Annotated in this window: 24 protein-coding genes; 2 read left to right on the top strand and 22 right to left on the bottom strand. The window is 52.3% G+C overall.

The genetic code is table 11. The features are described 5' to 3' along the window. Window positions 1-48 precede the first annotated feature (48 nt). Both KNP79_RS10985 and KNP79_RS10980 read left to right on the top strand, forming a co-directional pair. Entirely contained in the window at window positions 49-1,215 is a 1,167-nt protein-coding gene (locus KNP79_RS10985) for a DEAD/DEAH box helicase (RefSeq protein ID WP_034781120.1), read from the top strand. Beyond that, on the top strand, window positions 1,212-1,853 hold the full coding sequence (locus tag KNP79_RS10980; RefSeq protein ID WP_214797589.1) for a hypothetical protein: 642 nt from the start codon (window positions 1,212-1,214) through the stop codon (window positions 1,851-1,853). The genes KNP79_RS10985 and KNP79_RS10980 overlap by 4 nt, the downstream gene beginning before the upstream one ends. A gap of 29 nt (window positions 1,854-1,882) precedes the next feature. Here KNP79_RS10980 and KNP79_RS10975 read toward each other — a convergent pair whose 3' ends face one another. From KNP79_RS10975 to KNP79_RS10870, 22 genes are all read right to left on the bottom strand, one after another. After that, on the bottom strand, window positions 1,883-2,986 hold the full coding sequence (locus KNP79_RS10975; protein ID WP_215192380.1) for a hypothetical protein: 1,104 nt from the start codon (window positions 2,984-2,986) through the stop codon (window positions 1,883-1,885). 9 nt (window positions 2,987-2,995) lie between these two features. Beyond that, complete coding sequence (locus KNP79_RS10970) at window positions 2,996-3,802, bottom strand: hypothetical protein (RefSeq protein WP_215192378.1); 807 nt, start codon at window positions 3,800-3,802, stop codon at window positions 2,996-2,998. Next, entirely contained in the window at window positions 3,799-4,479 is a 681-nt protein-coding gene (locus tag KNP79_RS10965; protein ID WP_215192376.1) for an ATP-binding cassette domain-containing protein, read from the bottom strand. The genes KNP79_RS10970 and KNP79_RS10965 overlap by 4 nt, the downstream gene beginning before the upstream one ends. Continuing rightward, on the bottom strand, window positions 4,457-4,849 hold the full coding sequence (locus KNP79_RS10960) for a GntR family transcriptional regulator (protein ID WP_214708735.1): 393 nt from the start codon (window positions 4,847-4,849) through the stop codon (window positions 4,457-4,459). The genes KNP79_RS10965 and KNP79_RS10960 overlap by 23 nt, the downstream gene beginning before the upstream one ends. 124 nt (window positions 4,850-4,973) lie before the next feature. After that, window positions 4,974-5,579 carry a kinase gene (locus KNP79_RS10955; RefSeq protein WP_215192374.1) on the bottom strand — a complete coding sequence of 202 codons (606 nt, stop codon included), beginning with the start codon at window positions 5,577-5,579 and terminating at the stop codon, window positions 4,974-4,976. A gap of 57 nt (window positions 5,580-5,636) precedes the next feature. Continuing rightward, the gene (locus KNP79_RS10950) at window positions 5,637-7,322 is read right to left on the bottom strand and encodes a b(o/a)3-type cytochrome-c oxidase subunit 1 (RefSeq protein WP_034781132.1); all 1,686 of its coding nucleotides are present in this window, start codon (window positions 7,320-7,322) and stop codon (window positions 5,637-5,639) included. Continuing rightward, entirely contained in the window at window positions 7,323-7,793 is a 471-nt protein-coding gene (locus tag KNP79_RS10945) for a cytochrome c oxidase subunit II (RefSeq protein ID WP_034781134.1), read from the bottom strand. 22 nt (window positions 7,794-7,815) lie between these two features. After that, on the bottom strand, window positions 7,816-7,935 hold the full coding sequence (locus KNP79_RS10940; RefSeq protein WP_232819585.1) for a cytochrome c oxidase subunit 2A: 120 nt from the start codon (window positions 7,933-7,935) through the stop codon (window positions 7,816-7,818). Window positions 7,936-8,179: 244 nt separating this feature from the next. Further along, entirely contained in the window at window positions 8,180-8,890 is a 711-nt protein-coding gene (locus KNP79_RS10935; RefSeq protein WP_034781136.1) for a Crp/Fnr family transcriptional regulator, read from the bottom strand. A 173-nt stretch (window positions 8,891-9,063) separates the two neighbouring features. After that, a complete protein-coding gene (locus KNP79_RS10930) occupies window positions 9,064-10,449 on the bottom strand; it encodes an aldehyde dehydrogenase (protein ID WP_214712847.1) in 1,386 nt (461 codons plus the stop codon). A gap of 99 nt (window positions 10,450-10,548) precedes the next feature. Continuing rightward, window positions 10,549-11,706, bottom strand: coding sequence for an MFS transporter (locus tag KNP79_RS10925; RefSeq protein WP_215192372.1), 1,158 nt, complete (start codon window positions 11,704-11,706; stop codon window positions 10,549-10,551). Between the two features lie 141 nt (window positions 11,707-11,847). Then, window positions 11,848-12,561: a purine-nucleoside phosphorylase gene (gene deoD / locus KNP79_RS10920; protein WP_034781140.1), complete on the bottom strand. Its 714-nt coding sequence runs from the start codon at window positions 12,559-12,561 to the stop codon at window positions 11,848-11,850. A gap of 15 nt (window positions 12,562-12,576) precedes the next feature. Then, window positions 12,577-13,284 (bottom strand): response regulator transcription factor, encoded by a 708-nt coding sequence (locus KNP79_RS10915; protein WP_215192370.1) that lies wholly within the window; start codon window positions 13,282-13,284, stop codon window positions 12,577-12,579. Continuing rightward, window positions 13,281-15,029, bottom strand: coding sequence for a sensor histidine kinase (locus tag KNP79_RS10910; protein WP_215192368.1), 1,749 nt, complete (start codon window positions 15,027-15,029; stop codon window positions 13,281-13,283). The genes KNP79_RS10915 and KNP79_RS10910 overlap by 4 nt, the downstream gene beginning before the upstream one ends. A 107-nt stretch (window positions 15,030-15,136) precedes the next feature. Next, window positions 15,137-16,336 carry a M48 family metallopeptidase gene (locus KNP79_RS10905; RefSeq protein WP_215192366.1) on the bottom strand — a complete coding sequence of 400 codons (1,200 nt, stop codon included), beginning with the start codon at window positions 16,334-16,336 and terminating at the stop codon, window positions 15,137-15,139. 94 nt (window positions 16,337-16,430) lie between these two features. Next, window positions 16,431-17,540, bottom strand: coding sequence for a PQQ-dependent sugar dehydrogenase (locus KNP79_RS10900; RefSeq protein ID WP_251132950.1), 1,110 nt, complete (start codon window positions 17,538-17,540; stop codon window positions 16,431-16,433). A gap of 35 nt (window positions 17,541-17,575) precedes the next feature. Further along, on the bottom strand, window positions 17,576-19,036 hold the full coding sequence (locus tag KNP79_RS10895; protein ID WP_215192362.1) for an MDR family MFS transporter: 1,461 nt from the start codon (window positions 19,034-19,036) through the stop codon (window positions 17,576-17,578). A gap of 63 nt (window positions 19,037-19,099) precedes the next feature. After that, on the bottom strand, window positions 19,100-19,819 hold the full coding sequence (locus KNP79_RS10890) for an ABC transporter ATP-binding protein (RefSeq protein WP_034781150.1): 720 nt from the start codon (window positions 19,817-19,819) through the stop codon (window positions 19,100-19,102). Further along, window positions 19,806-20,609 carry an ABC transporter permease gene (locus KNP79_RS10885; protein ID WP_251132949.1) on the bottom strand — a complete coding sequence of 268 codons (804 nt, stop codon included), beginning with the start codon at window positions 20,607-20,609 and terminating at the stop codon, window positions 19,806-19,808. Before KNP79_RS10885 ends, KNP79_RS10890 begins: the two co-directional genes overlap by 14 nt. Further along, complete coding sequence (locus KNP79_RS10880; protein ID WP_052090279.1) at window positions 20,610-21,155, bottom strand: nitrous oxide reductase accessory protein NosL; 546 nt, start codon at window positions 21,153-21,155, stop codon at window positions 20,610-20,612. Further along, the gene (locus tag KNP79_RS10875) at window positions 21,142-22,329 is read right to left on the bottom strand and encodes a right-handed parallel beta-helix repeat-containing protein (RefSeq protein WP_215192360.1); all 1,188 of its coding nucleotides are present in this window, start codon (window positions 22,327-22,329) and stop codon (window positions 21,142-21,144) included. The genes KNP79_RS10880 and KNP79_RS10875 overlap by 14 nt, the downstream gene beginning before the upstream one ends. A 147-nt stretch (window positions 22,330-22,476) precedes the next feature. Then, window positions 22,477-23,772, bottom strand: coding sequence for an ABC transporter substrate-binding protein (locus tag KNP79_RS10870; RefSeq protein ID WP_034781154.1), 1,296 nt, complete (start codon window positions 23,770-23,772; stop codon window positions 22,477-22,479). Between the last annotated feature and the right edge of the window lie 138 nt (window positions 23,773-23,910).

The following is a 23,910-nucleotide window of genomic DNA, read 5'->3' as shown; positions in this document are numbered from 1 at the left end:
GAGCGCTTATGCTTCCTTTGTTTTTGCCCCACGATAAGGAGAATTGATATGAACTTTACAAAACCATTTATTAACGAAGCCTGGGATCGCCTTGGCTTTACTGAACCAATGCCGGTCCAAGCCGAAGCCTTCCCGCTTCTTCTTGACGGAAAAGACGTCACGATCGAAGCGCCGACAGGTACCGGGAAGACGCTTGCTTACTTATTACCCGCCATCGAAAAAATTGACGCGTCGAACGACCGCATCCAAGTCGTCATCGTCGCGCCGACGCGTGAACTCGTCATGCAGATTCAAACGGTCGCGCAACGCTTCACCGAGAAAGGTGACGTCCGCATCGCTTCGTTCATCGGTGGTGTCGAGTTGAAACGTCAAATCGACCGGTTGAAGAAAAAACCACATTTGATCGTCGGGACACCGGGCCGACTCGTCGAACTCATTGAGAAGAAAAAGTTGAAACTTCACGAGACGCATACGATCGTCCTCGACGAAGCCGATCAAATCATCGATAGCGGTTTGACAGAATCTGCCGAACGGATCATCAAACATACGGCGCATGAACATCAAATCGCCCTCGTCTCGGCGACACTCACAGACACGCTTCAAGCTTGGGCTGCCCCATTCTTGAACGAACCGGCCCACGTGAAAATCGAGCGGGCGGTAAGCGCACAAGTCACCTATGGCTACATGTTGACGACGCGTCGGTATAAACCAGAGTTGCTCCGCCGCCTGTCTCACGTCGACAACGTCAAAGCGCTCGCTTTCATCAACAACCGGTCGTTCTTGCCACCGTTGAAAGGTGAGCTCGACAAAATGAAAGTGAACTATCGCATGCTCGACAGCTTGAAAGGAAAGCGCGAACGTGTCGAAACACTTCGTGAGTTCCGTAAAGGTGACTACCCGCTCCTCATCACGACTGGCCTCGCAGCCCGTGGTCTCGATATCGAGGAAGTGACGCACGTCGTCCACTTCGACTTGCCAGAATCAATCGATGACTTTATTCACCGCTCAGGCCGGACAGCACGCGGCAACGCGGCTGGGACGGTCCTCTCGCTCGTGACAGATGAGGATTTGACCCATTTGAAATCGTTCGCCCGTCAACTCGGCGTTGAATTGAAAGAACTCGAGATTTACCGTGGCGACGTCATCGAGAAACGAATCGAGGATAAACCGCCGGTCGTCAAGCGTCCTGCGAATAAACGAGGACCACGCCGATGAAAAAAGACCGGAAAGTAATTCCATTCCCTTTGCTCGTAGAAGAGTCCGAATTGCTGGCCGAGCTGAAAAAATTGTATGAGCAGGCCGCGCTCGCGCGCAGCACGCAATGGACGAACTATATACAAGAGATCGCCTCGGAAGGCACGTGGCATTTGAAAGACGCGGAGTTGTTCCGCGACTTGTTCATCGACTGGGCCGTCTTCTTCGAGACGGACGAAGACGGGATGACGCCGCATGGCCGCTACTTGGCGGATCACAAGGCCGAGATGTCCCCCGCCCTCTATCACGCGCTTCGGGGCTTGGCGGTCCCGCGCTGCTCGGTCTTCGAAGTGACCGAGGACGGTTTACGCGATTGGGAGACGAAAGAAATCTACAAAGTGACGCTTCCGGAGGCTCGTGAACCGGGCGATGTGATGCTCGGTAAACTGCTCGATATCCGCGGCAACTGGCGATTCGGGTCGGCGTTCCTCGCCCTCCCGGCGAAGATGGCCGGTAACGTATCGGACCTGTATATCGATTTCACCGACGAGGTCGGTCCAGGTGCGTTCCTCGACCAGTTCCCGGAGTTCTGTGCGGAACTGATCGACATGTTGCTTGATTTAGAAGAAGGGGTCATCATCCCGAAACCATCAAAATAAGCGAGAGGCGGCCGCCTCTCGCTTATTTTTTATTCCACGTAATATTCTGTGTTGGTCACCAATGCTTTCGCTTCGTCGTTCGTCGCTTTCACCGTGGCGCTCGAGATGGCTTTTCCATCTCGATAGACGTCGATGACGGCCCCGTCTTTCGTAGGACGGGCATGGTACAGTCGATCCCCGATGTATGAGGTCGTGCCGACCGAACCATCGATGACCGAACGTGTTGACTGCTTCCCAGTCTTCAAATCGATGACGAATTCGGTCCCGTCTTCCTGTAACGAAATCAATTGATCCTCGTACACCGTCGCGTTCCACATGTCACCGTCTGGAATCAATTCAACGACTTGCTTCGTTTCCGCATCATACGCATAAATCCCAATCTTTTCTTGCTCACTTAAATAAGTTTCTCCATTTTCCGTGATGGATGTTTGCTCGGTCATGCCAACCGGGATGAACCGATTATCCGCGTCAATCGTCGCCATGTGCGGTCGGAAAGCCCACGATGTTCCAGTCACGGTCGAAATGGATTCATCTTGTAACGCCACGCTCTCGATCACGATTTGTTTGGCAACCTCATCGAACCTAGCAATTTTCGTCTCTGGATTCTCTCCATAACCATCTCGGTAAATGACATGCACGTTTCCTTCATGAACAAAGAGGCCGGCCCAGGGACTGTCCATCAATTCAGAAGCGCCATCAACTTCATTCCCAAAGACTTGTTTGGTGACTTCTTGTCCATTCATTCGAAACACCGCAATCTCTTTGTTCCCGTTCTGGCCGACGCCAATATAGCCGTCAGCTGTTCGAATCGATTGCATAAAACTTAAGCCAGACAATTCTCGATAAAAACCACGAACTGACGGATCTACCTCGCTCCGATAATTTAACGCCTCTTCGATATAGTTCACATTGCTCGTCACACGACTACGATCGGTCGTCAATTGGAATCGTTCCGTCGTACCTTCTTCTTCCGTTCCGTAAAATAGACCAACCGTTTGTGACTTCCACACACTAGGATTCGTTTTGACATCTAACTCCCATTCCGCTTTCGTGTCCCGCATATCGAAAGCGAACGTCCCGAGACCGATGACGACGACCGCACCGAGTGCGACCACATTCCACATTCGTTTCATACGCTCACCTCACACACTTAATTTCTTCATTAGGTAACGACGACTAATCCACACCGCTGCCATCATCCATGCCATCAGACCGAGACCAATCACAAGCATCATCTCATCCATAAACAAGCGGTTCTCCAGGAAGAAAAGTGCCGTCATAGGAACGACAATCAACGTTCCAAGCATCAGCATCGCAATGATTGACGACCACATTGTCCGTTGCCATAGACTTCGTTCAATCAACACGAATGTGAAGACGAATAAAATGATGATCACAATCAGCACTTGATGGATGATAAAGTTGACGATTGAAGCAGGATACATGATTGAGAGCGCCCCATCGTAGCCGATGGCCTGTTCGAAGGAGCCACGCATCGGAATCATTTGCGAGTCAAACCAACTCGAAAACGCTATGTACTGGAGTTTGAGCGCAATCCACTGGACGGAGAACAATCCAAGGATCATCAACATCATCGTCACTAGCTTCGCACCGAAGACGAGCATCCGCTGTTGCGGCATGAGCAGCAGGCGCATCATGAACGTGCCGCGACCTTGGAAATCCCGATACCAAATCCAAAAACTGAAAAATATCATCGCCGTCACCGCTACCCCGATTGACAAAATAAACGCCATGCCTCCGAGATAATTGGCGAACGTCAAGATATAATCCGGTGTCCCGGTGCGACGGATTTCTTCATACATATTCGTCTCGCTCCATAAAAAGAATCCGAGCCAACCGAACTGAACGACGACGAGCAGTGTGATCAAGATGAGATACGGTTTCGTCATCCGTTCGACTTCCCATCCGATTAGTTTCAATAAGTTCATGCCCCAAACTCCTCTCTCATGACATCGACGATCGACTTTCCGTGAATGAAGCGGACGTCTTCAACGTCGAACTCACGGACGATTCGACCGTTGTTCAACATGACGGCCTTATCGACCAAATATTCGATGTCTTCAATCTCATGCGTCGTGATCAAGACGCCGCGGTCTTCCATGATGTCACTCGAGAACAACTCGACGATTTGTTCTTTCGAGAATACGTCGATGCCCGAGAACGGTTCGTCGAGCAATAAATAGTCCGGGTCTTGGGCGATGCCGAGCGCCAAATTCACTTTCGCGAGCGTGCCTTTTGAGAGTTCATTCAACTTATCCTCTGGGAACAGCTTGAACTCGTCGACGAGTCGCGCAAACAACTTCGCGTCGAAGGTCGGATAGAAGTCGCGCATGAACGCCTCGCAATGTTCAATCGTGAAATGGAGCGGGAACGTCGAGTGATCCGGCACGAACGCGACACGATTCAAGTCGAGCGGTTTGCCGTCGACGAGCACCGTGCCCCGGTCGAATGGCGTCAGCCCCATGATCCCTTTGAGAATGGTCGACTTCCCGGTCCCATTCAAGCCGATTAGGCACGTGATTTCTCCTTTTTGGGCCGTGAACGACACGTCTTCGATAACTTGTTTTCTCCGGTAACGTTTTTTAACTCCCAATACTTCGATCATCGAGATTCCCCTCCCCGTATTGCCGTTTGATTTTATCGACGAGCTCATCCATCGTGACGTCGAGTTCTTGAATCGATTCGACGAAGACGGCGACCGCCTCATCGACGAGTTCGGTACGGATCCGTTTCAATACATGTTCATCCGTCGTCACGCGGCTTGGGCGATTCCGTTCGGTCGTAATCAATTGTTGTTCCTCCATTTCTTTGAACGCCTTTTGGACGGTGTTCGGGTTAATTTTCAATTCGCTCGCTAGCTCGCGCCGCGACGGCATCTCTTCGCCCGCTTTCAGTTCGCCAAGTGCCATTTTCTTTTTGAAGTAGTCGACGACTTGGATGTAGACCGGGGCTCTCGTGTTGAATTGTATGATCATGTTGTCACCTCTCTAAGTGTATGATGCGACTAATACACTACCTGACTGTATTATCACCATAGTACACTAACGGAGTCAACAGTTTTTTCCAAAATAAAAACGCATCCTCCTATAAGTGGATGCGTCAACTGGATTGAACGATGTGATTGGCTTTGGCTTTCGGGTTGACCGTCTTCAAATAATGCACTTCTCCGGGCCAGTACCGGCGCTCGTACTTGGCGATTCGCTCCGACAAATCGCCGATATACGTATCCCGATTCAAGACCCGTTCATACCGGACCTCCCGCGGACAGTCGAGATAGACGACGTAGTCAAAATAAGGGTGCCACTCGTCCCGCAATAAGAAAATTCCTTCGATCAAGACAAGTGCGTTCGGAGCAATCTCGATCGTTCGCATGACGATTTCGTCCCGGTCGCGCGCATAGTACGGCAACGTCAGCGTTGTCTCCCCTTGCCGCAACGGTTCGAACAACGTCTGGACAAGTAAGTCGACGTCCCATTGGAGCGCATAATATTCCATCGCTTCCGATTGTCCCGTCTCGTAACGCCGATGTCGCTCGACGATAAAATCATCGATATGTAGCATCACTTCCTTCGGTGAGGTCCCGCGCAGTTGATCAATAAGCGTCGTCTTCCCAGCTCCGCTCAATCCATCGATGGCGACGATGAACGGCCGGCCATGCGGATGCTTGGCGTGTTCTCGACGAATGGTTTCCCGTAAAGTGTCCATCCCCTCATCCCCTTCCTACAAAAAAAGCCAGCCCTAAACTACAGGGCTGACTTCAGTTTACCAGAGCACCCAGCCTTTCGCTCCCGGTGGCGCACTCTCAATCAAGTGCCAAATCGGGACCGTATAAGCGAACGCGATCAAGACGAACGTGACGGTGATCCATAGTTTCCAGTTTTCAAAGAAACGAGGCGTCTCCATCGCTGCCTCTTCCGTCTCAGCGAGCGGGAATTCTTCCTCCCCTTTCGGCGCGAGGAACGACAAGTTGAACATTGAGTAAACGAAGATGAGGACCGAGATCAAGAGGATTGTCCCGCCAATCGCCATGGCGATGTGGTATGGAATCCATTCGCGCGTAAGCGCATCCGAGAAGTACGTTGCCGGTCCGGTCCGACGCGGGTTACCTTGGAGTCCTGAGATGTGCATTGCGTAAGACATGATTGACATCCCAAACGCCCACGTTCCCGTTTGAATCAATCCGAGTCGGTTCATCTTTTTCGTGAGTGTACGACCGCGCAATACCGGTACGAGCCAATATGCCGTTCCGAAGAACGTCAAGGCGACGGCCGTCCCGACTGTGATATGGAAGTGACCTGTGACCCAAAGTGTGTTGTGGACCATCGCGTTCAATTGGTGCGATGCGTTGATGATCCCGCCGGCTCCGGCTGGAATGAAGAACAACATGCCGACGAACGGCGCGAGGAAACGGACATCCCCATATGGCATTTTCTTGACCCAACCGAATAACCCGCGGGCACCGAGTGCGCGACCACGCAGCTCGAACGTCGCAAACAGCGAGAACGCCGTCATAAACGACGGGATGACGACGAGGAACGTCAAGATGACTTGAACGAACTTCCAGAACGGCTCAATCCCCGGCTCTGTCAACTGGTGGTGGAAACCGACCGGGAACGAGAACAAGAGGAACAACAGGAACGCCATCCGGGCGAGCGCATCCGAGAAGATTTTCCCCCCGATGACTTTCGGCACGACCGTATACCAGACGATATAGGCTGGCATGAGCCAGAAATAGACGAGGGGGTGACCGAAGTACCAGAACAACGTCCGTGATAACTCAATCCCGACCGTATCTTTCCATCCGAGCGAGAGCGGTAGCAGCTGGAACAGAATCGTTCCGGCAACACCGAGCGTTGCGATGACCCACAATAGCATCGTCATGACACTCATATACGCCGGAAGCGGCGGGTGAATACCTGGGTTCTCCCGTTTGTAGTCCGCATACATCCGGAACATGGCGAACGCAGACAACCATGTGCCGACGACGAACAAGACGAGGCCGATATAGAAGATCGGGTCGGCCATGAGCGGCGCGTAAAACGTATACAACACGGTCGCTTTATTGGCGAGCACCATGATCGTGACGAGCACGGCACCGGCGATGATCATCCAAAATCCGAGCCACGCGACCCGGGTCGGGAACGACTCAAAACGTCCGAACGACTTAGCGAGGAGCGCGTAAAGAAGACCGATGATGAACATTGTCGTGAAGACGAGACCGAGCATGATGCCGTGCGCGGTCAAGAGTTGATAATAACCGAACACTTCCGGGATGACGCCCGTTCGGATGAGCGTCTGCATGAGTCCTGCCAAACCGCCGATCAGGACGGCGAGGACCGAAATGACGACATGGGCATAGGCGAGGCGCGCTTCTTTAACACCGATACTTGGTACCGGTACGCCGCGTTCCATTTCCCACTGTTTTAATTTTGAGGCTACGTCATTCATTTAGTCCACCACCTTAATTTTTGTCGACATCATGTGATGTCCGGTCCCACAGTATTCGTTACATAGAATCAAGAATTCGCCTGCTTCTTCGAACGTATACGTGAGCGAGTTGATGTGGCCTGGCACGACCATCATATTGACCGGTGTCCCTGTCAATTGGAACCCGTGGACGACGTCCGGTGACGTGACGAGAAACGTGACTTTCGCCCCTTTTGGGATTTCCACATTGCCCGGTGTGAATGTGAACGCTTGGGCGACCATGACGAGCTCATACTCGTTGTCACCGATTTTATGAAGCCCTGGTTTGTCGAACGGTGCAGTTTGATGCACTTTTGCCGGGTCGATCAAATCGGCGTCCGAAGCCGGCTGATTCCCTGCAGCAAACGCAGAGATACCGAGCACTGTCAAAAAGACGCCTAATAGAATAATGCCGAATACTAACCAATACTTCTCAAGTTTATGAATATGCATCGTGCTTCCCTCCTCTTGCTCGTTATCGTGTCACAAATAAGTAAAAGACCGACGACCACATGGCAATGATGACGCCAGCGACAATCATGACCGATGTGAACGTGCCTTTTAAGTTCGGTTCTTGTCCATCGTTTTTCTCCACGTGAAGGACCCCTTTCCCTTTGATTTCCACTTTCATTGTATGAAAAGGGGCACTGATTAATATGTGACATTTGTCACTTCAAAAGTGACAATCACATCAAATTTGCGTAGTTTCCACACATAAAGTTCACATTTGGAAAAAAGGCATACAAAAAGGCGATTGCTCCGACATCAGTCGGTCCAATCACCTGTTCATGTTCTCATGTTGTGACGCCGCACGTTTTTCAATGCTTATGAACGGCAAGTCAAAGCCGACAAATACCGGCGGGACAGCCTTCGCAGTAACATAGCTCTTTTAGGAAATCGATGTCATGCAACACCATCGATGTCGGAGTCGTCGTTAACACGCCTTCTTTCCGCCACTGGTTCATCATTCGATTGACCGTTTCGCGAGGTGCACCGATCAATTGTCCGAGTTCGCCGTCAGACGGATGTCTCGGAACTGTGACCCCCTCTGTCTCCTCTACGCCGTGCATTGCCGCCATGCGAAGCAACGTCGAGGCGAGCGCCCCTGGCTTCCCATACAGCAACAAGTCACGCAACTTCATCTCGGACTGTTTGCGCATCATCGAAGTCCAACGCAACACCTCCGTAGCCAGCTGCGCGTCTTGACGCACGAGCTCGTCCATTTCTTGTTTTGAAATCCAGCCGATGACACTGTCCTCGGTCGTCTCGATACTGTAGGAGCTCGGGAATACATCGTCGATGTCGAACTCTCCAAAGAAGTCGTCAGCGCCGTATATGAACATGATGAGCGAACTCCCTTTTTTCGTCAGTTTCGTGAATTTGACGGTACCGCTCTTCAAATAAAAGAACTTACTGCATTTTTCTCCTTCCCAACAAACGATACTCGCTTTTGAATATTCTTGAAACGTCATCATCTCGAATAAGAGCTGTTTCGTCTCTTCTGAGAAGACGAAGCTGTTCGGTTGGGTCGTCCCACATTTCATAGTCATGTTGTCTGCTCCCTCCACTGGTCTCATGCCTAATCTGGCCTCGTGCGTGATATATGGTTTTATTATACAGGAGGGCAAGGGGCATTTTCATAAAAGTATGTGACATTTCAAACAATCGTCTTATTTTTTCGTTCACAAAAAAAAGACTGCAGGCTCTCTGCAGTCTAATCCAATCATCGGTAGACGAGTCGAATCAACTTCTCGGCTCCTTTGAAGTTCGGATAACGAACCGGTAAATCAAATTTCGTCGTATTGCGTAAAATCGATTTGGCATGGCTGAACGTCTCAAAGCTGTAGCGACCATGATACGAGCCCATTCCGCTCTCACCGACGCCACCGAACGGCAGGTTCGGGTTCGTCAAATGCATAAGGACATCATTGACACAACCTCCGCCAAACGTGAGATGCTTCATCACCTTCTGCTCCACCTCTTTCGTCTCAGTGAACAAATAGAGCGCGAGCGGGTGTGGACGCGCTGCGACGAAATCAATCACTTCGTCGAGTTGACGATACGTGAGTACCGGTAGAATCGGCCCAAAAATCTCATCCTTCATAACGTTTGCGTCTTCTTCGATGTCCGTCAATACAGTCGGAGCGATCTTCAATTGATCTCGGTCGGTCTGACCTCCGAAAAATACGTCGCCTTCCGTCAAATATCCGATCAAACGGTCGAAGTGTGTCTCATTGACGATTCGTGTGAACCGCTTCGTCCCGACGCCATTCCCGAACATCGTGAACGCTTCACGTTTAATGGCTTCGAGGAATACCTCTCGTTTCGATTCATGGACGAGGACATAGTCTGGAGCGACGCACGTTTGCCCGGCGTTCATCCATTTGCCCCAAGCGATCCGTTTCGCCGCAATCTCGATATTGGCATCGTCATGGACGATGGCCGGCGATTTCCCGCCGAGCTCAAGCGTGACCGGCGTCAAATGTTTCGCCGCCGCCTCCATGACAATTTTCCCGACCGGTGTCGACCCAGTGAAGAAGATATGGTCCCACTTCTTTGCGAGCAGTTCCGTCGCCACGTCTTTATCTCCTTCGACGCTGACGACGTAGCGGTCAGTGAACGCCCGTTCGAGCACTTTTGTGATTATTTGGGCGACGTTCGGTGTCAATTCCGAAGGCTTCACGACGGCCGTGTTCCCTGCGGCAATCGCTCCGATGAGCGGTGCCATCGCCAATTGAAACGGGTAGTTCCATGGAGCGATAATCAGTACCGTGCCATAAGGTTCATACATGACCTCACTTTTCGTCCCGAGATGAATCGAAGCGCCGCGGACTCGCTTCGGGCGCATCCAACGTTTCAACTCACGAGTCGTCCGTGTAATCTCATCGTAGACGAAACCAATCTCCGTCGTGAACGCGTCGAGTTCCGATTTGTTCAAATCCTGCTCCAACGCTTGGAGAATTTCGGCCTCATGATGTTTAATCGATTCTTTTAAAAACGTCAGCATACTGAGACGGAATGCGAGCGATTTGGTCGCTTGTGTCCGATAGAAGCGACGTTGTTTACGGATGAGCTCTTCGATGGTCAACTGTTCGATTGGTGCGAGCATAAATCTGCCTCCCTTAGATGATAGCGCTAGCTTCATCTTATCATTTTCTCTTGGCCATCGACCATTTTGAACCTTCGCTCCGCACACTCTCGGTCTGCCTTATCTCACGGGCACGTTCCGCTTTTTCGCTTGTTGCATCATGACGAGAACCAACCCGGCGGCGAGCAAGATGCCTCCGGTCACCGTGAATTTTTGCGTCAACGTGATGGAAAGCCAGCCTAAAAAAGCCGAGCCCGTTACCGTCCCAAGCGAGAAGAAGGCATAAAAATATCCGTAGGATTTGCCACGGTTGGCATGGTTGGTGGCTTTGATCAACATCGTGTTGATGGCTGGGAATAAGATCGCGAAACCGACACCGTACAAGGCGAGCACCCCGTATAAGAGACTAGATGTCTCGGCACGGCCGATCAACAGTTGGCTCACACCAAGAATGCCGACACCGAGTGCCGCAAGTTTCGCTGGTTCGATTTGATCGAACAAACGGTTCGTCGGTAACACAAATACGAGCACCGCCATGATTCCGAACGTACTAAGCAGTGTCCCGCTCAAGCGGGAGTCATAGCCGAGCGACTGTACATAAAGTGGTAGCAAGAACGCGATCGCACCTTGCGAGAACATTAAAAGGAAGGCACCGATATACGCCTTCACGACGTCACGTTCAAGCCGTGATTTCCCTTCCTCTCGACGGCTCGATGTTCCGAGCGACAGTTTCGACGGACGTAAAAAGATGAGTGCGAGTAATGCGACCATCGCCCCATAAAACGCGACGTATGTGAAAACGACGGGGACGGTCGTTCGACTCGCCATGATCCCACTGAACGCTGGCCCGATGATGGCCGCCAACCCGACAAAACTGCCGGTCAATGCCACTTTCTTCCCTTGACGGTTTGCTGCGGTCAAATTGGCAGACAACGTGAACGCGGCCGGTACGATCAAGCCGGCGACGAACCCGTGCACGATGCGGACGATGAGAAGCGTCGTCGATGTGTCGACGAGATGGTATGACAATAGACTGAGGCTCGATAGCCCGAGACCGACGAATAAGATGACGATCGGACCGATCCGGTCAGTCCAGATTCCCGATAAAATGTTGCCGAACGTGTTCGACAACGAATAAATGGCAATGACGAGTCCGGCGATGAACGGTGTCGCACCGACCGATGTCGCGAACGTGCTCATGACCGGAAGCTGGGCAAAAAGATCAAAGAAAGCAAAAAAGACGATACTATAAATGACAAAAGCAGATGCTTTGTTCATAGTCACAACTCCTTGGTACAGCCCGATTTTCGAACTGTTCGTTTCAGCTTCAGTCTAGCTTGCCGGTTTCACTTTGTATACACGGGAAGGCGCACGGACACAAAAATGCCCTACAAACCAGTGGCTTGTAGGGCATTTGCATCAGTTCGTGACTTCGACCGCTGTATCGAGTGCGACACGGATCATCTCGTCAAACGTCGTTTGACGTTCTTCGGATGTCGTCTCTTCTCCTGTCAACAAGTGGTCTGAGATCGTAAGGATCGTCAACGCGTTCACTTTATGTTTCGCAGCGAGTGTGTAGAGTCCTGCCGCCTCCATCTCGATGGCGAGGCAACCGAAGTCGGCCCACTTCTTGAAATGGTGGAAATCATCTTGATAGAATTGGTCGGCTGTGAAGATTTGACCGACTTTGACCGGGATGCCGGCCTTTTCAGCGTTCATATAAGCGCGATGTAGGAGGTCGAACGTCGCTGTCGGTGCATAGTCCATCCCGTTGAAACGCACACGGTTTTGACCCATCTCACTCGATGCGCTCATCGCGATGACGACGTCACGTACTTTAACGTCTTCTTGAATCCCACCGGCCGTACCGACACGGATCAAGTTTTTCGCGCCGTATGACATGATCAATTCGTTCACGTAAATCGACATCGATGGAACGCCCATTCCTGTCCCTTGAACCGAAATGCGTTTCCCTTTATATGTTCCTGTGAAGCCATACATCCCGCGGACCTCGTTATATAACTCGACGTCCTCAAGGAACGTTTCCGCGATATACTTCGCGCGAAGCGGATCTCCCGGTAACAATACCGTTTCTGCGATTTGTCCTGGTTCTGCCCCAATGTGTACACTCATGATTAAATTCCTCCTTCAAGATAGTCGGTGACACTGCTCCCGATATTCATTCGGGGTGATGCCAACCTGTTTTTTAAAGACTTTCCGGAAATATTTATCATCCGAAAAGCCGACCGCTTGGGCGACTTCATAAATACGTTGTCTACTCGTCTCAAGGAGACGTTTCGCCTCGAGCATCCGGATCGACAGCAAATATTCGGATAAGTTGACGCCGTACTGTTGTTTGAAGCGACGCGATATGTATTCGCGGCTCAAGTAAAAGCGCTCGCTCATCCCTTGTAAGCTGAGTTCTTCCGCATAATGGCGCTCGATGAACGCACCAATCTGTAGAATCGGATCCGCTTCATCAGGCGTGACGTCAGCAAGAGCGCGTGCAAGCGTCTCATTCAAGACGTCCGGGTCGATCGGCTTCAACAAGTAATCAAAACTACCGAGCTGAATCGCACGCCGCATGTACGAATATTCGTCATAACCGGTCAATACGATTAGCTTGGTCGTCTCAGCTTCCTTATGAACCCATTCCATCAGCTCGATGCCGTTACAACGAGGCATCTGCAGGTCCGATAAAATCAGTGCCGGCCGTTCCTTGGCGATGATTCGTTTCGCTTCTTCCCCGTCCTGCGCCTCGATCACTTTCGTGACGCCGAGCTGTTCCCACTCCCCGAGCAGTTTCACCGCTTCCCGTACCGGCGACTCATCATCGACGATCAATACTTTCGTCATGACGCATCCGCCTCCTTTACAGCCGGGAAACGCATGACAATACGAAATCCGCCTGTCTCTGGTGTAGCCAACATAAACTGAGCCTCCCGATTATAGTTTAACATGAGTCGATCCCGAATGTTCTTTAAACCGGTGCCTTCTGCACCATTCAAAGGTTGGGTCGACTTCTCAATCCGTTCTTTTAACAGCGCTAGCTCTTCGTCCGAGATATCGCGTCCGCTATTCTCACATCGAATCACGAGATCTGGCCCCACCTGGTGAATCCGGACCGAGAAGCGGTTCGCTTCTGTCGCACCGTCCCGCTCAAATCCATGCTTAAAGAAGTTCTCGGCGAGCGGCTGCAAAATCATCTTCGGTACGGTCAAGTCGAGGAGCGTCTCCGGCACGTCGACCTCGATCTCAAATTGATCCGGGAACCGGACTTGCTGCAGCCGAATGTAAGACGTGAGGTGGTCGACTTCTCGCCTAAGCGTCACGAGCGACTCGTCCGGATGCATCGTGTAACGCATCATCGACGAGAGTTGGGTAATCAGACGGTACACCGTCTTACCGTCCCCTTTCAACGCGAGCGTCCCAATCGACTGCAAGGCGTTGAATAAAAAATGTGGGTTTGTCTGGGCTTGGAGCGCTCTCAGTTCATTCGTCCGATTTTCGAGCGCCAGACGATACTCGCGTTGAATCAAATCGTCAATGCGTTCGATCATCCGTTTGAATTGCCGTCCGAGCACACCGAACTCATCATTTCCCAGGGAATCGAACGAGACCGTCATATCCCCTTGTTCAATGCGCCATATATTCGATGTCAGTGTCTTGATTGGGGTCGTCAAGCGCATCGAAGCGTAGGTCGCACCGATCAACGCCAATACGAGCGACACCATCCCAACAACGAAGATGATAAACGATGTCCGCGATGCCGGTTCGGTCAACAGACGATCAGGAATCGATTTCCCGACGTAAAACGTCTGGTTCTCAAACTCGAACGATTTGACAATGCGGTGATGCTTCCCGTCGCTCGACAACGAGTTCGTCGACACGTTTTGCGGGATTTCACCGTCACCGAGTTGCGCGAACACTTGATTACCGCCTCCGATGAACCAGAGGCTCTCAGTCGGGTTGTTCTGTAACGAGGCGAGCTGACCGATGAAGACGTCTTCCGGGATATCAATGGAAAGAATCGCGAGCGGCTGGTCCGTCTCAATCTTATCGAGCCGAAAATGAAGCGTGACGACATCTTCTTCCGAGACGAGCGGACCGAAATCATGATACGGCACAAGCGGATGCGAGGCCTCGAGCAGGACGCGACTCTCTTCATCCTTCAACAACTGCTGTTGAATCGCACTCGGTTGCTGTTTCGAACGCGGGGACACTTTCATTTTATAAGCGGCGAACGAGTCCATGTCTTCGAGCATGAGCAGTTGAATCTGGGCCACATCCTCGCGGGACAAGTACATTCCGAGGAGCGCCCGTCTCACTTCCAATTCGGTCTGCTGAAGGGATAACCCCGGCCCATACTCGAGAATATCGAGCACGTCCCGGTTCGCATATAGACTTGTCGGCAGGCGGCTCAAGTCCGAGATATATCGCTCCATTTGCAGCGTCCCACGCTCAAGCGACCATTCGGTGAGCTGGAGCCCCCGCTCTCGCTCCCTATCTTTGACGTACCAAAAAGAAATGACCGTCGCCAAAATGACGGGAACGATAATCGTCAAGGCGATCATTCCCGTCAGCTTCGTCCGAATGCTCATCCGCGCATCGCCTCCTCGCTGTCATTATATCACGGTCCATGCAAGCGTTTGCAACAGCTGTTATTAAAAAGGTTTATGGCCACACGCATGGCCATAAACCTCTCTGTTCACTCGTACGATTGAATCAATTCGATGATTCCTGTTGGTTGACCGGAGTCGGCAGCGAGTTCAGCCGGGGTCATCCCGTCCTCGTTCTCGAGGGACACGTCGGCACCGCTCTCGAGCAACAGCTCGACCGTGTCGATGTCCGCGCCTTCCCCGTATAACAAGTTATGGAGCGGCGTATCGCCATACAGGTCTTGCGTGTTGACGTCGGCACCGTCCGCCAGCAATGCCGCGAACTCTTCGTACGATGCATCGTTATAGGCAAGTTCTTGAATCGGCTCTTCTGCCATGGCATCAAGCGAGCCGAACCCTTCTGAGAAGCCAGTCAATCCGTCGCTCGTGAACAACCAGGCGACAATGGCCACATTGACAATGACGCTCAATACAATCGTGCTGATAATCGACCCTTTGACATACCCTGCCGTCTTGAAGACCGGAACGTTCGTCTCACCGGCGTTCGTCGCGATGGCCGCAATCCGTTTCGGGAGCGGCGGATGCGTCGATAACAGCTCGCTCAACTTGGCGATAAATCCGTTCTCACGGCTCGCTTCGTACAAGTAGTCAAACTCGCTCACTTCTTTTGCCAACTTCCCACCGATCGCAAGAATCGTGAGGGCACGTTTCGATGCGGCTTGGTCTTGAATGTAGTGGGCGGCCATGCGGTCACACGTAAATTCACAGGCGCGCGAATAGGCAGACCCTAAAAACGGGATCCAGCCGCCGAGCATCATGGCCCACTGTTTTTGAACGTGATTACGGCGAATGTGTGCCAGTTCATGCGCAATGACAAACTCGACTTCTTTCGTGTACCCATCACGTGACAACTCGACGATATCCGAATACAAGATGACCATGTTCTTTTGGAAGAAACGTGTCGCGAAAGCGTTCAAGACGCCCCCGGCTTGAAGAATATAGACGTCCGGGAGTAGGCGAATCCCCATCTCTTGCCCGACACGCTGATACGTATGATGCAAGTCGGCGAATTGACGCTCTGTCACTTTGACGCCGTTCGTGCGAATATATCCGATTTGAAGCCAGTGCGTGAATAGAGACAGTGCTAAAATCGTTCCGATTATCCATAAGAAAATACCGAGTGAGGCGATTGTGAAGACGATTCCTAACACCACCGTCAACACGCTGGCCGCGACGAGCAGTCCAAAATACAGCTTTTCGTTCTTATGTACCAATTGCGATTGTTTCATGTAAAATTCCCCTTCATTTTCCATATGAAGTCCATTATACCTGATAATTGGATATCGACAACAAAAAAATAGAAACTGACACGGGTGTCAGTTTCTATTCGAGGGTCAAGCGATACAGCTGATCATCCTCATTGCTCGGATTTCCGCGTCCATCCGTATTGTTCGTGATGAAGTAGAGCTCTCCGTCTCCTAACCAGACATCACGGATACGCCCTTTGTCCTCGACGAGCGGGGTGACCTCTTTTGTCTCTCGGTCGATGGCAACAAGGCGATTCCCCCGAAGCGTCGCCATGTATACGTAACGGTCGTCCGCCGCGATTCCCGAAGGTGCCCACGACGTCTCCCCGACTTCGAACCACGGTGTCTCGAGACCATCTTGTTCCTGGTCTGCCTCGATGAGCGGCCAGCCATAGTTGTTTCCCCGCTCGAGAATGTTCACTTCATCGTGACCGGACGCCCCATGTTCACTCGCATAGAGCGTGTCGCCAACTTTCGTCAAACCTTGGGGATTGCGGTGGCCCGACGAATAAATCCAATCGGTCGGCTCGCCTGTTCCGGATAAGGACACCCGTAACACTTTTCCGGCAATCGACGTCTCATCTTGAGCGAGATCCGGAACGAGGGCGTCTCCCGTGGTGACCCAAAGTGCGTCGCCATCGAGCAATAAGCGGCCGCCGTTGTGGAACTGGGCGCCTGGGATCTCATCGAGCACGACAGCCGTCTCTTCAAAGCGCTCCCCGTCCCACGTCAATTCGACGACCCGGTTTCGTACGTCCCCAGGTGTCCCGTACGTATGATAGGCGTACACTTGTCGGGATGTCGTGAAATCTGTTGTCAAGGCCAGGCCGAGTAAACCACCCTCGCCGATTTCGAGCACATCTTCTTCGAGGACGACCGGTTGTCGATCGAGATTCCCGTCCGCATCGATGACGGCGATTGTGCCACCTCGTTCCGAGATAAGCCATCCTTCGTCGGTCCTTACCATCGACCACGGTACGTCCAATTGCTCAACGACAGACTCGCTCGCACTGAATGTCAGCGAATCGTCTGCTTCCGATGTTGGTGCATCGCCTGGTGTATCTTCCGCAGGTGTTTCTTCGGTCGACTCTTCGACCGGAGTCTCCTCTGGCGCCGGTGCGTCAGCAGGTTCCGATGCACAACCTGCTAATACGGCAAGAGATAACACAAGGATCCATCGTTTCAACATGATCGCCTCCTTTTCACCATCATACCGTGTCTTTAGTTGTCGCGTGAAGGTTCGGGTGGGTTAGCTGGTAAGCGAAGCGCGATCAACAACGCGATGAACGCCGCGAGTGCCGCTCCGATGAAGACGGTATTCAATCCGGTGGCGATGAGTTGCTCGCCTTGGAGCCGGACCGTCGTGTTTAACGTCTCGGTGACGCTTCGATTAAAGAACGATTCGAGTGATACGTCGCTCAAGCCCGCCTCGTCACGGAAACCGCTGAGGACGATAAAGTTGAATACTGCACCAAACACGGCAACACCGAGCGTCTGACCGACTGTACTCAAAAATGAGTTCGCGGCCGTCGCGGTCCCGCGTTGCCGGTAAGATACGACGGTCTGCAAGACGACGATGAACATCGGCTGTGACAAGCCGAACCCGACTCCGATGATGGCCACAGCGAGATAGACCCACGCGTCCGCGCTCGCAGGGTTCATGAGCGTCAAAATAATCGTCCCAATCAAGAGCAGGCTCATTCCCGTGACGGCCCGACGCCGTGGCGAGGCCGCTCCAAGTGTACGGCCGCCGATAATCGACGTGAATGTCCAAGCGACCGAGAGTGGCATGAGCATGAATCCGGCTTCGGTCGCTGATTTCCCAAGGACGGCCTGTGCCCAAATCGGGATATAGGCCGACATTGACACGAGGACCCACGCCGCGAAGAAGACGGCCCCATTGATCGACGCGATGATTGGTTGTTTCAATAATTCGAGTGGCAAGAGCGGTGTCTTCGCCCGTCGTTCCGATAAGAAGAAACTGGTGAGCAAGATGACGCTGAAGACGGCACTGGCGACGACCGAGGCCGTCCAGACGTTCGTCTCGCTGAACGTGATCAGCCCATACAAGAACGCCGTCGTACCGAACGCGAACAACAGCGCTCCTTTGACGTCAATCCGTTCCGTCGTCTCGGTCACGGTCTCTTTATAGAACGTGACGATCATGATGAACGATAACAGTGCGAACGGTACGTTCAATAAGAAGACGTAACGCCAAGACAACGTCTCGACCAAGAACCCGCCGATGACCGGACCGAGCACGCCCGATACGCCCCACACCGCGCTCAAAATCCCTTGAATCTTGCCGCGCTCTTCGTATTTATACAAATCGCTGATAATCGTTATCGAAATCGGTAATACCGCACCGGCGCCGAGCCCTTGAAGCGCCCGGAAGACAATCAGTTGTTCCATCGATGTGGCGAGTCCGCAAAGAAGTGAGGCGAGCGTGAACAGCCCGATTCCAAATAACAGGACACGCTTTCGGCCGAACAAATCGGCCACCTTCCCATAGATCGGTGTCGATACCGCCGTGAACAGCAAGAAGGCGGCAAACACCCAGCTCACGAGGGCGGCCCCATTCAATTCGCTCGCGATGACCGGCGTTGCGACGGAGACGACCGTCCCTTCAATCGCCGCTAAAAAAGTCGCCAATAACAGCGCGACCGTAACATTCTTTCTCATTTGTTTCATCTCCCCAATAAAATAGTGGTGCCGGAAGGTTCCGAGCACCACTTCAACTGTCTATTATTTTGTGCGAGCCGCGCCGGTTTGACAAGCCTCAACTTCCGATTCGAAAAAGAAACGTTTGATTTCAGCATAAGCCGCCGCTTCGTCCGTGACGAGGACGCGACCTGCGAGCCGACCGTCCTTGAGCATCCATACTTCATCAGCGAGCATCGCTGCCACATCAAGCTGGTGTGTCGAGCAGACGATCGTCGCACCACGCTCAGCTTCTTCCCGCAACAAGCCACCGAGCAGACGCATCCAAGTCGGATCGAGTCCGTTCGTCGGTTCATCGAGGAGCAAGATGTCAGGTTTCGTCACGAGCGCCTGCGCCAGTAGGAGACGTTGACGCATCCCTTTCGACAACTTCCCGACGGCTCGGTTTCTCAATCCATCGAGACCGACGCGCTCCAACAGCGCTAAATCTGGTTTCACGCCTTGCCATAATGTGTAATAGGCGTACGTCTCACCGACGGTCCAAGACGGATCGAACGCAAAGTCGTCTGGCATGTATCCAAACGTCCGATGGTACGCCTTCCCGTCATCGATCGTTCGACCGTTCAAGGACACGCTCCCGACGCTTGGGGGAATCGTGCCGTTCATAAGATTCAACAGTGTCGACTTCCCAGCCCCGTTGCTGCCGCATAAAGCGACGACCTGGCCTGAGTCAATCGCACCGTCAAGCGGATGGAGCGCCCATGACTCGCCGTATCGTTTTCCCACTTGATTAAGTTGAATCATGTCGACCCTCCCGTCGTAACCACCACGCTGCCGCGCCCAACATACTGAGAATGACCCCGATGATCGTCGCACCGACGACAGCCGTACCGACCGGGCCGTCGAGCCACCCAATAAACGTCTCATAGATGGCCCCGAACAAATCGGGGGCCGCCAATACTGCGCTCACCCAGACGCGCAACAACTCAAATCCGTTCAAAAACAAGGCGCCGACCATCGCTTCCGCCTGAACACCGTATGGTATCCACGCAATGACACTGACGAGCACCGTCGGCCATAACAAAATCAAGACCGTCCAAACGAGGAAAGACATGAGGACGGCTTGAAGCCGATTTCGACCGATGACGCCAACGAATGTCCCGAACGCCGCCCCATACGCGATGAGCCCGAGCGAATATGCCCAAAGGACGACCCACGTCTTGAGAGGCATCGATACGAAGAATGACGAGAGCGCATAGGCGAGCGTGACAATTAAAGCCTGCGTCGCGAGAAAGGCGGTGTAACGCATCCAGACGAGGCGAAACATCGATAGCGGGTACGTCGTCAAGAGACGCAAACGTTTCGACTCCCGCTCCCCTCCCCACTGGAGCGCCGTCGTCAACATGACGAAAAGCGGTAAGACGAGTCCGATGATGGTGAGTAATGTCGCGTTGACGTTCGTGTAGGCGGTCGCCACCGGTAGCGCTTGTCCGAGACCGCCAAGCAGCACGAGCGTCACCATCCAGGTGAACAGGAAGACGTAACTCTCTTTTTGACGTAACGTGCGCGACCACTCGATCCGCCACAGCATCATTTACTGTCCATGGCCTTCTGAGGAATCATTCTCACTCATCTTGCTGTCATCATCTGCGTTCATCTTTTTATGCTGTTTCATTTCCCCGCGCTCCCATGAATGGTCTTTCAAGTCGTCGAGGTCCATGACCATGCCGCCGTTCTCGTCCACGTATGCCTCAGCATCCGCTTCCTTCGCAAACGAGACGATATTGTAAGCCATCGGTGTCTTCGACATCTTATCGTAGACGAATGTTCCTTCTTCAAGGTCGACCCATTCTTTCGTGTTGTAGTCTTTGACGTACATAGCTGCGATGTCTTCTTCTGTCTGTTCCGGATACCAGTCCCGCATCAAACAACCGATGTCATCGAATGCATAGCCTTTTCCGTTGTCCATGATCGCCTCGGCAGCGAACTGTTCGTCCATGATTTTCATGTTACATACAACGCATTCGGTCTCGCCCCATTCGATGTCAAACGGTTCCGCCGCCGCGCTTGAACACGCACCTAATGCGAGCGTCAATCCTGATACGGTAAGTAATCCTGCCATCTTCTTATAAGTAATCATCTTGTTTCCTCCCAAATCGCCATAATAAAATCAATAATCCACTTAACACGGTTGCCCCAACCGTTCCCTGCCACTTTAACTCGAACGTCGTCGCCCGTGGCGAAACATCGGTGAGCGTGACCTCGTCGGGGCTCCTGAGGACACGCTCGAGTACGGTCAACCCTGGAGCCCCGTACAGCAATTCAAACGCTTCATACGAATCAGCGAGCAAAAACAAATATGGGTCGGCCCGATACGGGATCTCGCTCTGCCCGTCTTGGGTCAAATCGAGTGTCTGCCCGCCCCATTCGTTGCCGACAATCACGTTATCGGCCGCTTCAAAGGATACGACGGGATAGCGATTGTTCGTCACATCGTTCCCGGTCAACGTCATCCCGTTGGCCCGTTTCATCCTTAGGCCGATATCATTTCCGTTCACACCGTTATCATGGATTGTCGTCCATTCCGATTTTTCGGCATAAATGCCGACGCGGTTCCCATAAATCGCATTGGCACGGATGCTCGTTTCAATCGCTTCGAACAGCATGAGTCCCATTCCTGTCGCACCGACTTGATCATAGATTTGTCCATTCTCGATACGGACGCGCTCGGTCCCCATCACCATCGCGCCAGTTTCATTGTTGTGCAGATTCGGGGACACAATCGAGACGTCCGTCGGGAACATAAGATGAACGCCGTATCGTGAGTTCGTGACGAGCGGCCGGGTCAACTCGTGTCCGTTCCCGTTTTCAATATAAATGCCGTCACGGACGTGGTCGACGATGGCTCCTTTGATGACGGTCGCCTCGCTATCCTCGATCGAGATTCCTTCCTCCTCACCCTTCCCTGTCACGTTCGGTCGAATCAACCTGACCCCGTAACTGTTCTCGACGGCGATCCCGGTCCCGGTCGCCTCAATCGTAACGTCGATGACTTGATGGCCGAGTCCCACGACGAGCACCGCGGGTACGGTCGTCCGTTCGCACTGTTCGATCTCGACGTTCTCGAGCACGGCCCCGGTCCCTTCGAGTTGAAACGCAGGATGTTCACAACTACTGAACCGCTTTCCTTCACCGTTAAACGTTTCGTTCGATTGAATCACAATCGGTTCTTCGAGCGACACCGGTTCCTCGTTCGCTTGAACAGTGATCGGTGAGAAGAACCATAACGCGAGTAACCCGCTTAGTCGTTTCATAACCCCTCCTCTTGATCAATCGCTTACAGAACATATTGTACGAAAACCCAGGGGGGTATGTGTGTCATTTTTATGGGATTCATGTGACAGTTTCTTCATAAAAAAAACACAAGTGGCGAAGGGGTCATTTCGCCGCTTGTGTTGCTATCATTTCGCCTTATCGGCCCATACTTTCGTGAAGTCTTGAAGCATCTCGTCGCCTGTCTTTTGACCGCCAACGTATGCTTGCATCAGTGCGCCATACTCGTTGACCGCGCCATCCGGATACTTGAACCAGTTCCACGAGATCGTCTTGCCTTCGTTTGAATAGGCCAAGATATCGTCTGCAAGTGGTCCAAGGTCGTTCGCTTCAATCGATTTGAACGCCGGGATAAATTTGAACTTGTTGACCATGTAATCTTTACCCGTATCAGACGTCGCCATCCATTCGAGGAAATCCTTCGCTTCTTCCTTATACTCGGAGTTTTTGTTGACGACCCAGTTGTTCGGGACACCGACCGGGAGGCGGTCCATCTTCTCTTTGTCATCATTGATCGGAATTGGCACGAAGCCCATCTCGATGTCCGGGTTCACGTCAAGAATCATCTGTTGCGCCCAGTTCCCTTGTTGAAGCATCGCCGTCTCACCTTGAGCGAACTGAGTGACTTGCGTGTTATAGTCCGTCGTAAGTGGATTTTTATTTCCATATTTGATCGTGAGGTCGAACAGTTTCAAGAACTGTTGGAATTGCTCGTTGTCCTCGAATTTTCCTTTATTCTCGTTCAACGCCTGGATAAACGCATCCGGATCGTCTTGCTGCGCCATCGGAATGTTGAGCAAATGGATACCGAGAATCCAGAATTCGGCATAACCGACCGAGAACGGCGTGATGCCTGCTTTATCCAACTTCTCAGCCGCATCCGTCAACTCAGACAACGTCTTCGGCAGTTCGCTGATGCCCGCCTTATCGAACAGCTCTTTATTATAGATGAAACCATAGCCTTCCAAGTTCATCGGCATCCCGTACAGTTTGTCGTCCATCGTCATCGGTTCTTTGGCCACTTCGGTCAAGTCACCGACCCATTTCTCGTCCGACAAGTCTTCCAACTTGTCTTTCCACGTTTGTGCTTCGGTGAAGCCACCGTTATTGAAGATGTCCGGTTCATTGCCTGACGCGAACTGGGACTTGAGCGCTGCCCCATAGTCGGCTCCGCCTCCGACCGTTTGGACGGTCACTTTGACGCCCGTCTCTTCTTCGTATTCTTTCGCCATCGCCTCGAGGTCTTTGGCGATTTCCGCCTTGAACTGGAAGACGTTCAACGTGACGTCTTGTTTGTCCCCGCTATCCGCGTTCGCATCGTTCGATCCTTCATCTTCCGTAAGCGACCCGCCGCCACAGGCCGCAAGAGTCAATACCATCCCAGCCGTCATCACGGCGGTCGATAATCTCCATTTACGTTTCATTTCGCTTCCTCCCTAAGTATAGAGTCGACAATCATGATTCCAATCGGTACACCCTAACTTTAGATGAAAACGCTTCCATTATGTAGGTGTCAAAATTGACGTGTAGGGTGGAAAATGTTGCACAGAAAACCAGGACTT

The sequence above is a fragment of the Exiguobacterium sp. s7 genome (genome assembly GCF_018618195.1).
GTDB classification, from domain to species: domain Bacteria; phylum Bacillota; class Bacilli; order Exiguobacteriales; family Exiguobacteriaceae; genus Exiguobacterium; species Exiguobacterium mexicanum_A.
This window is presented reverse-complemented; position numbering and strand designations above follow the sequence as displayed.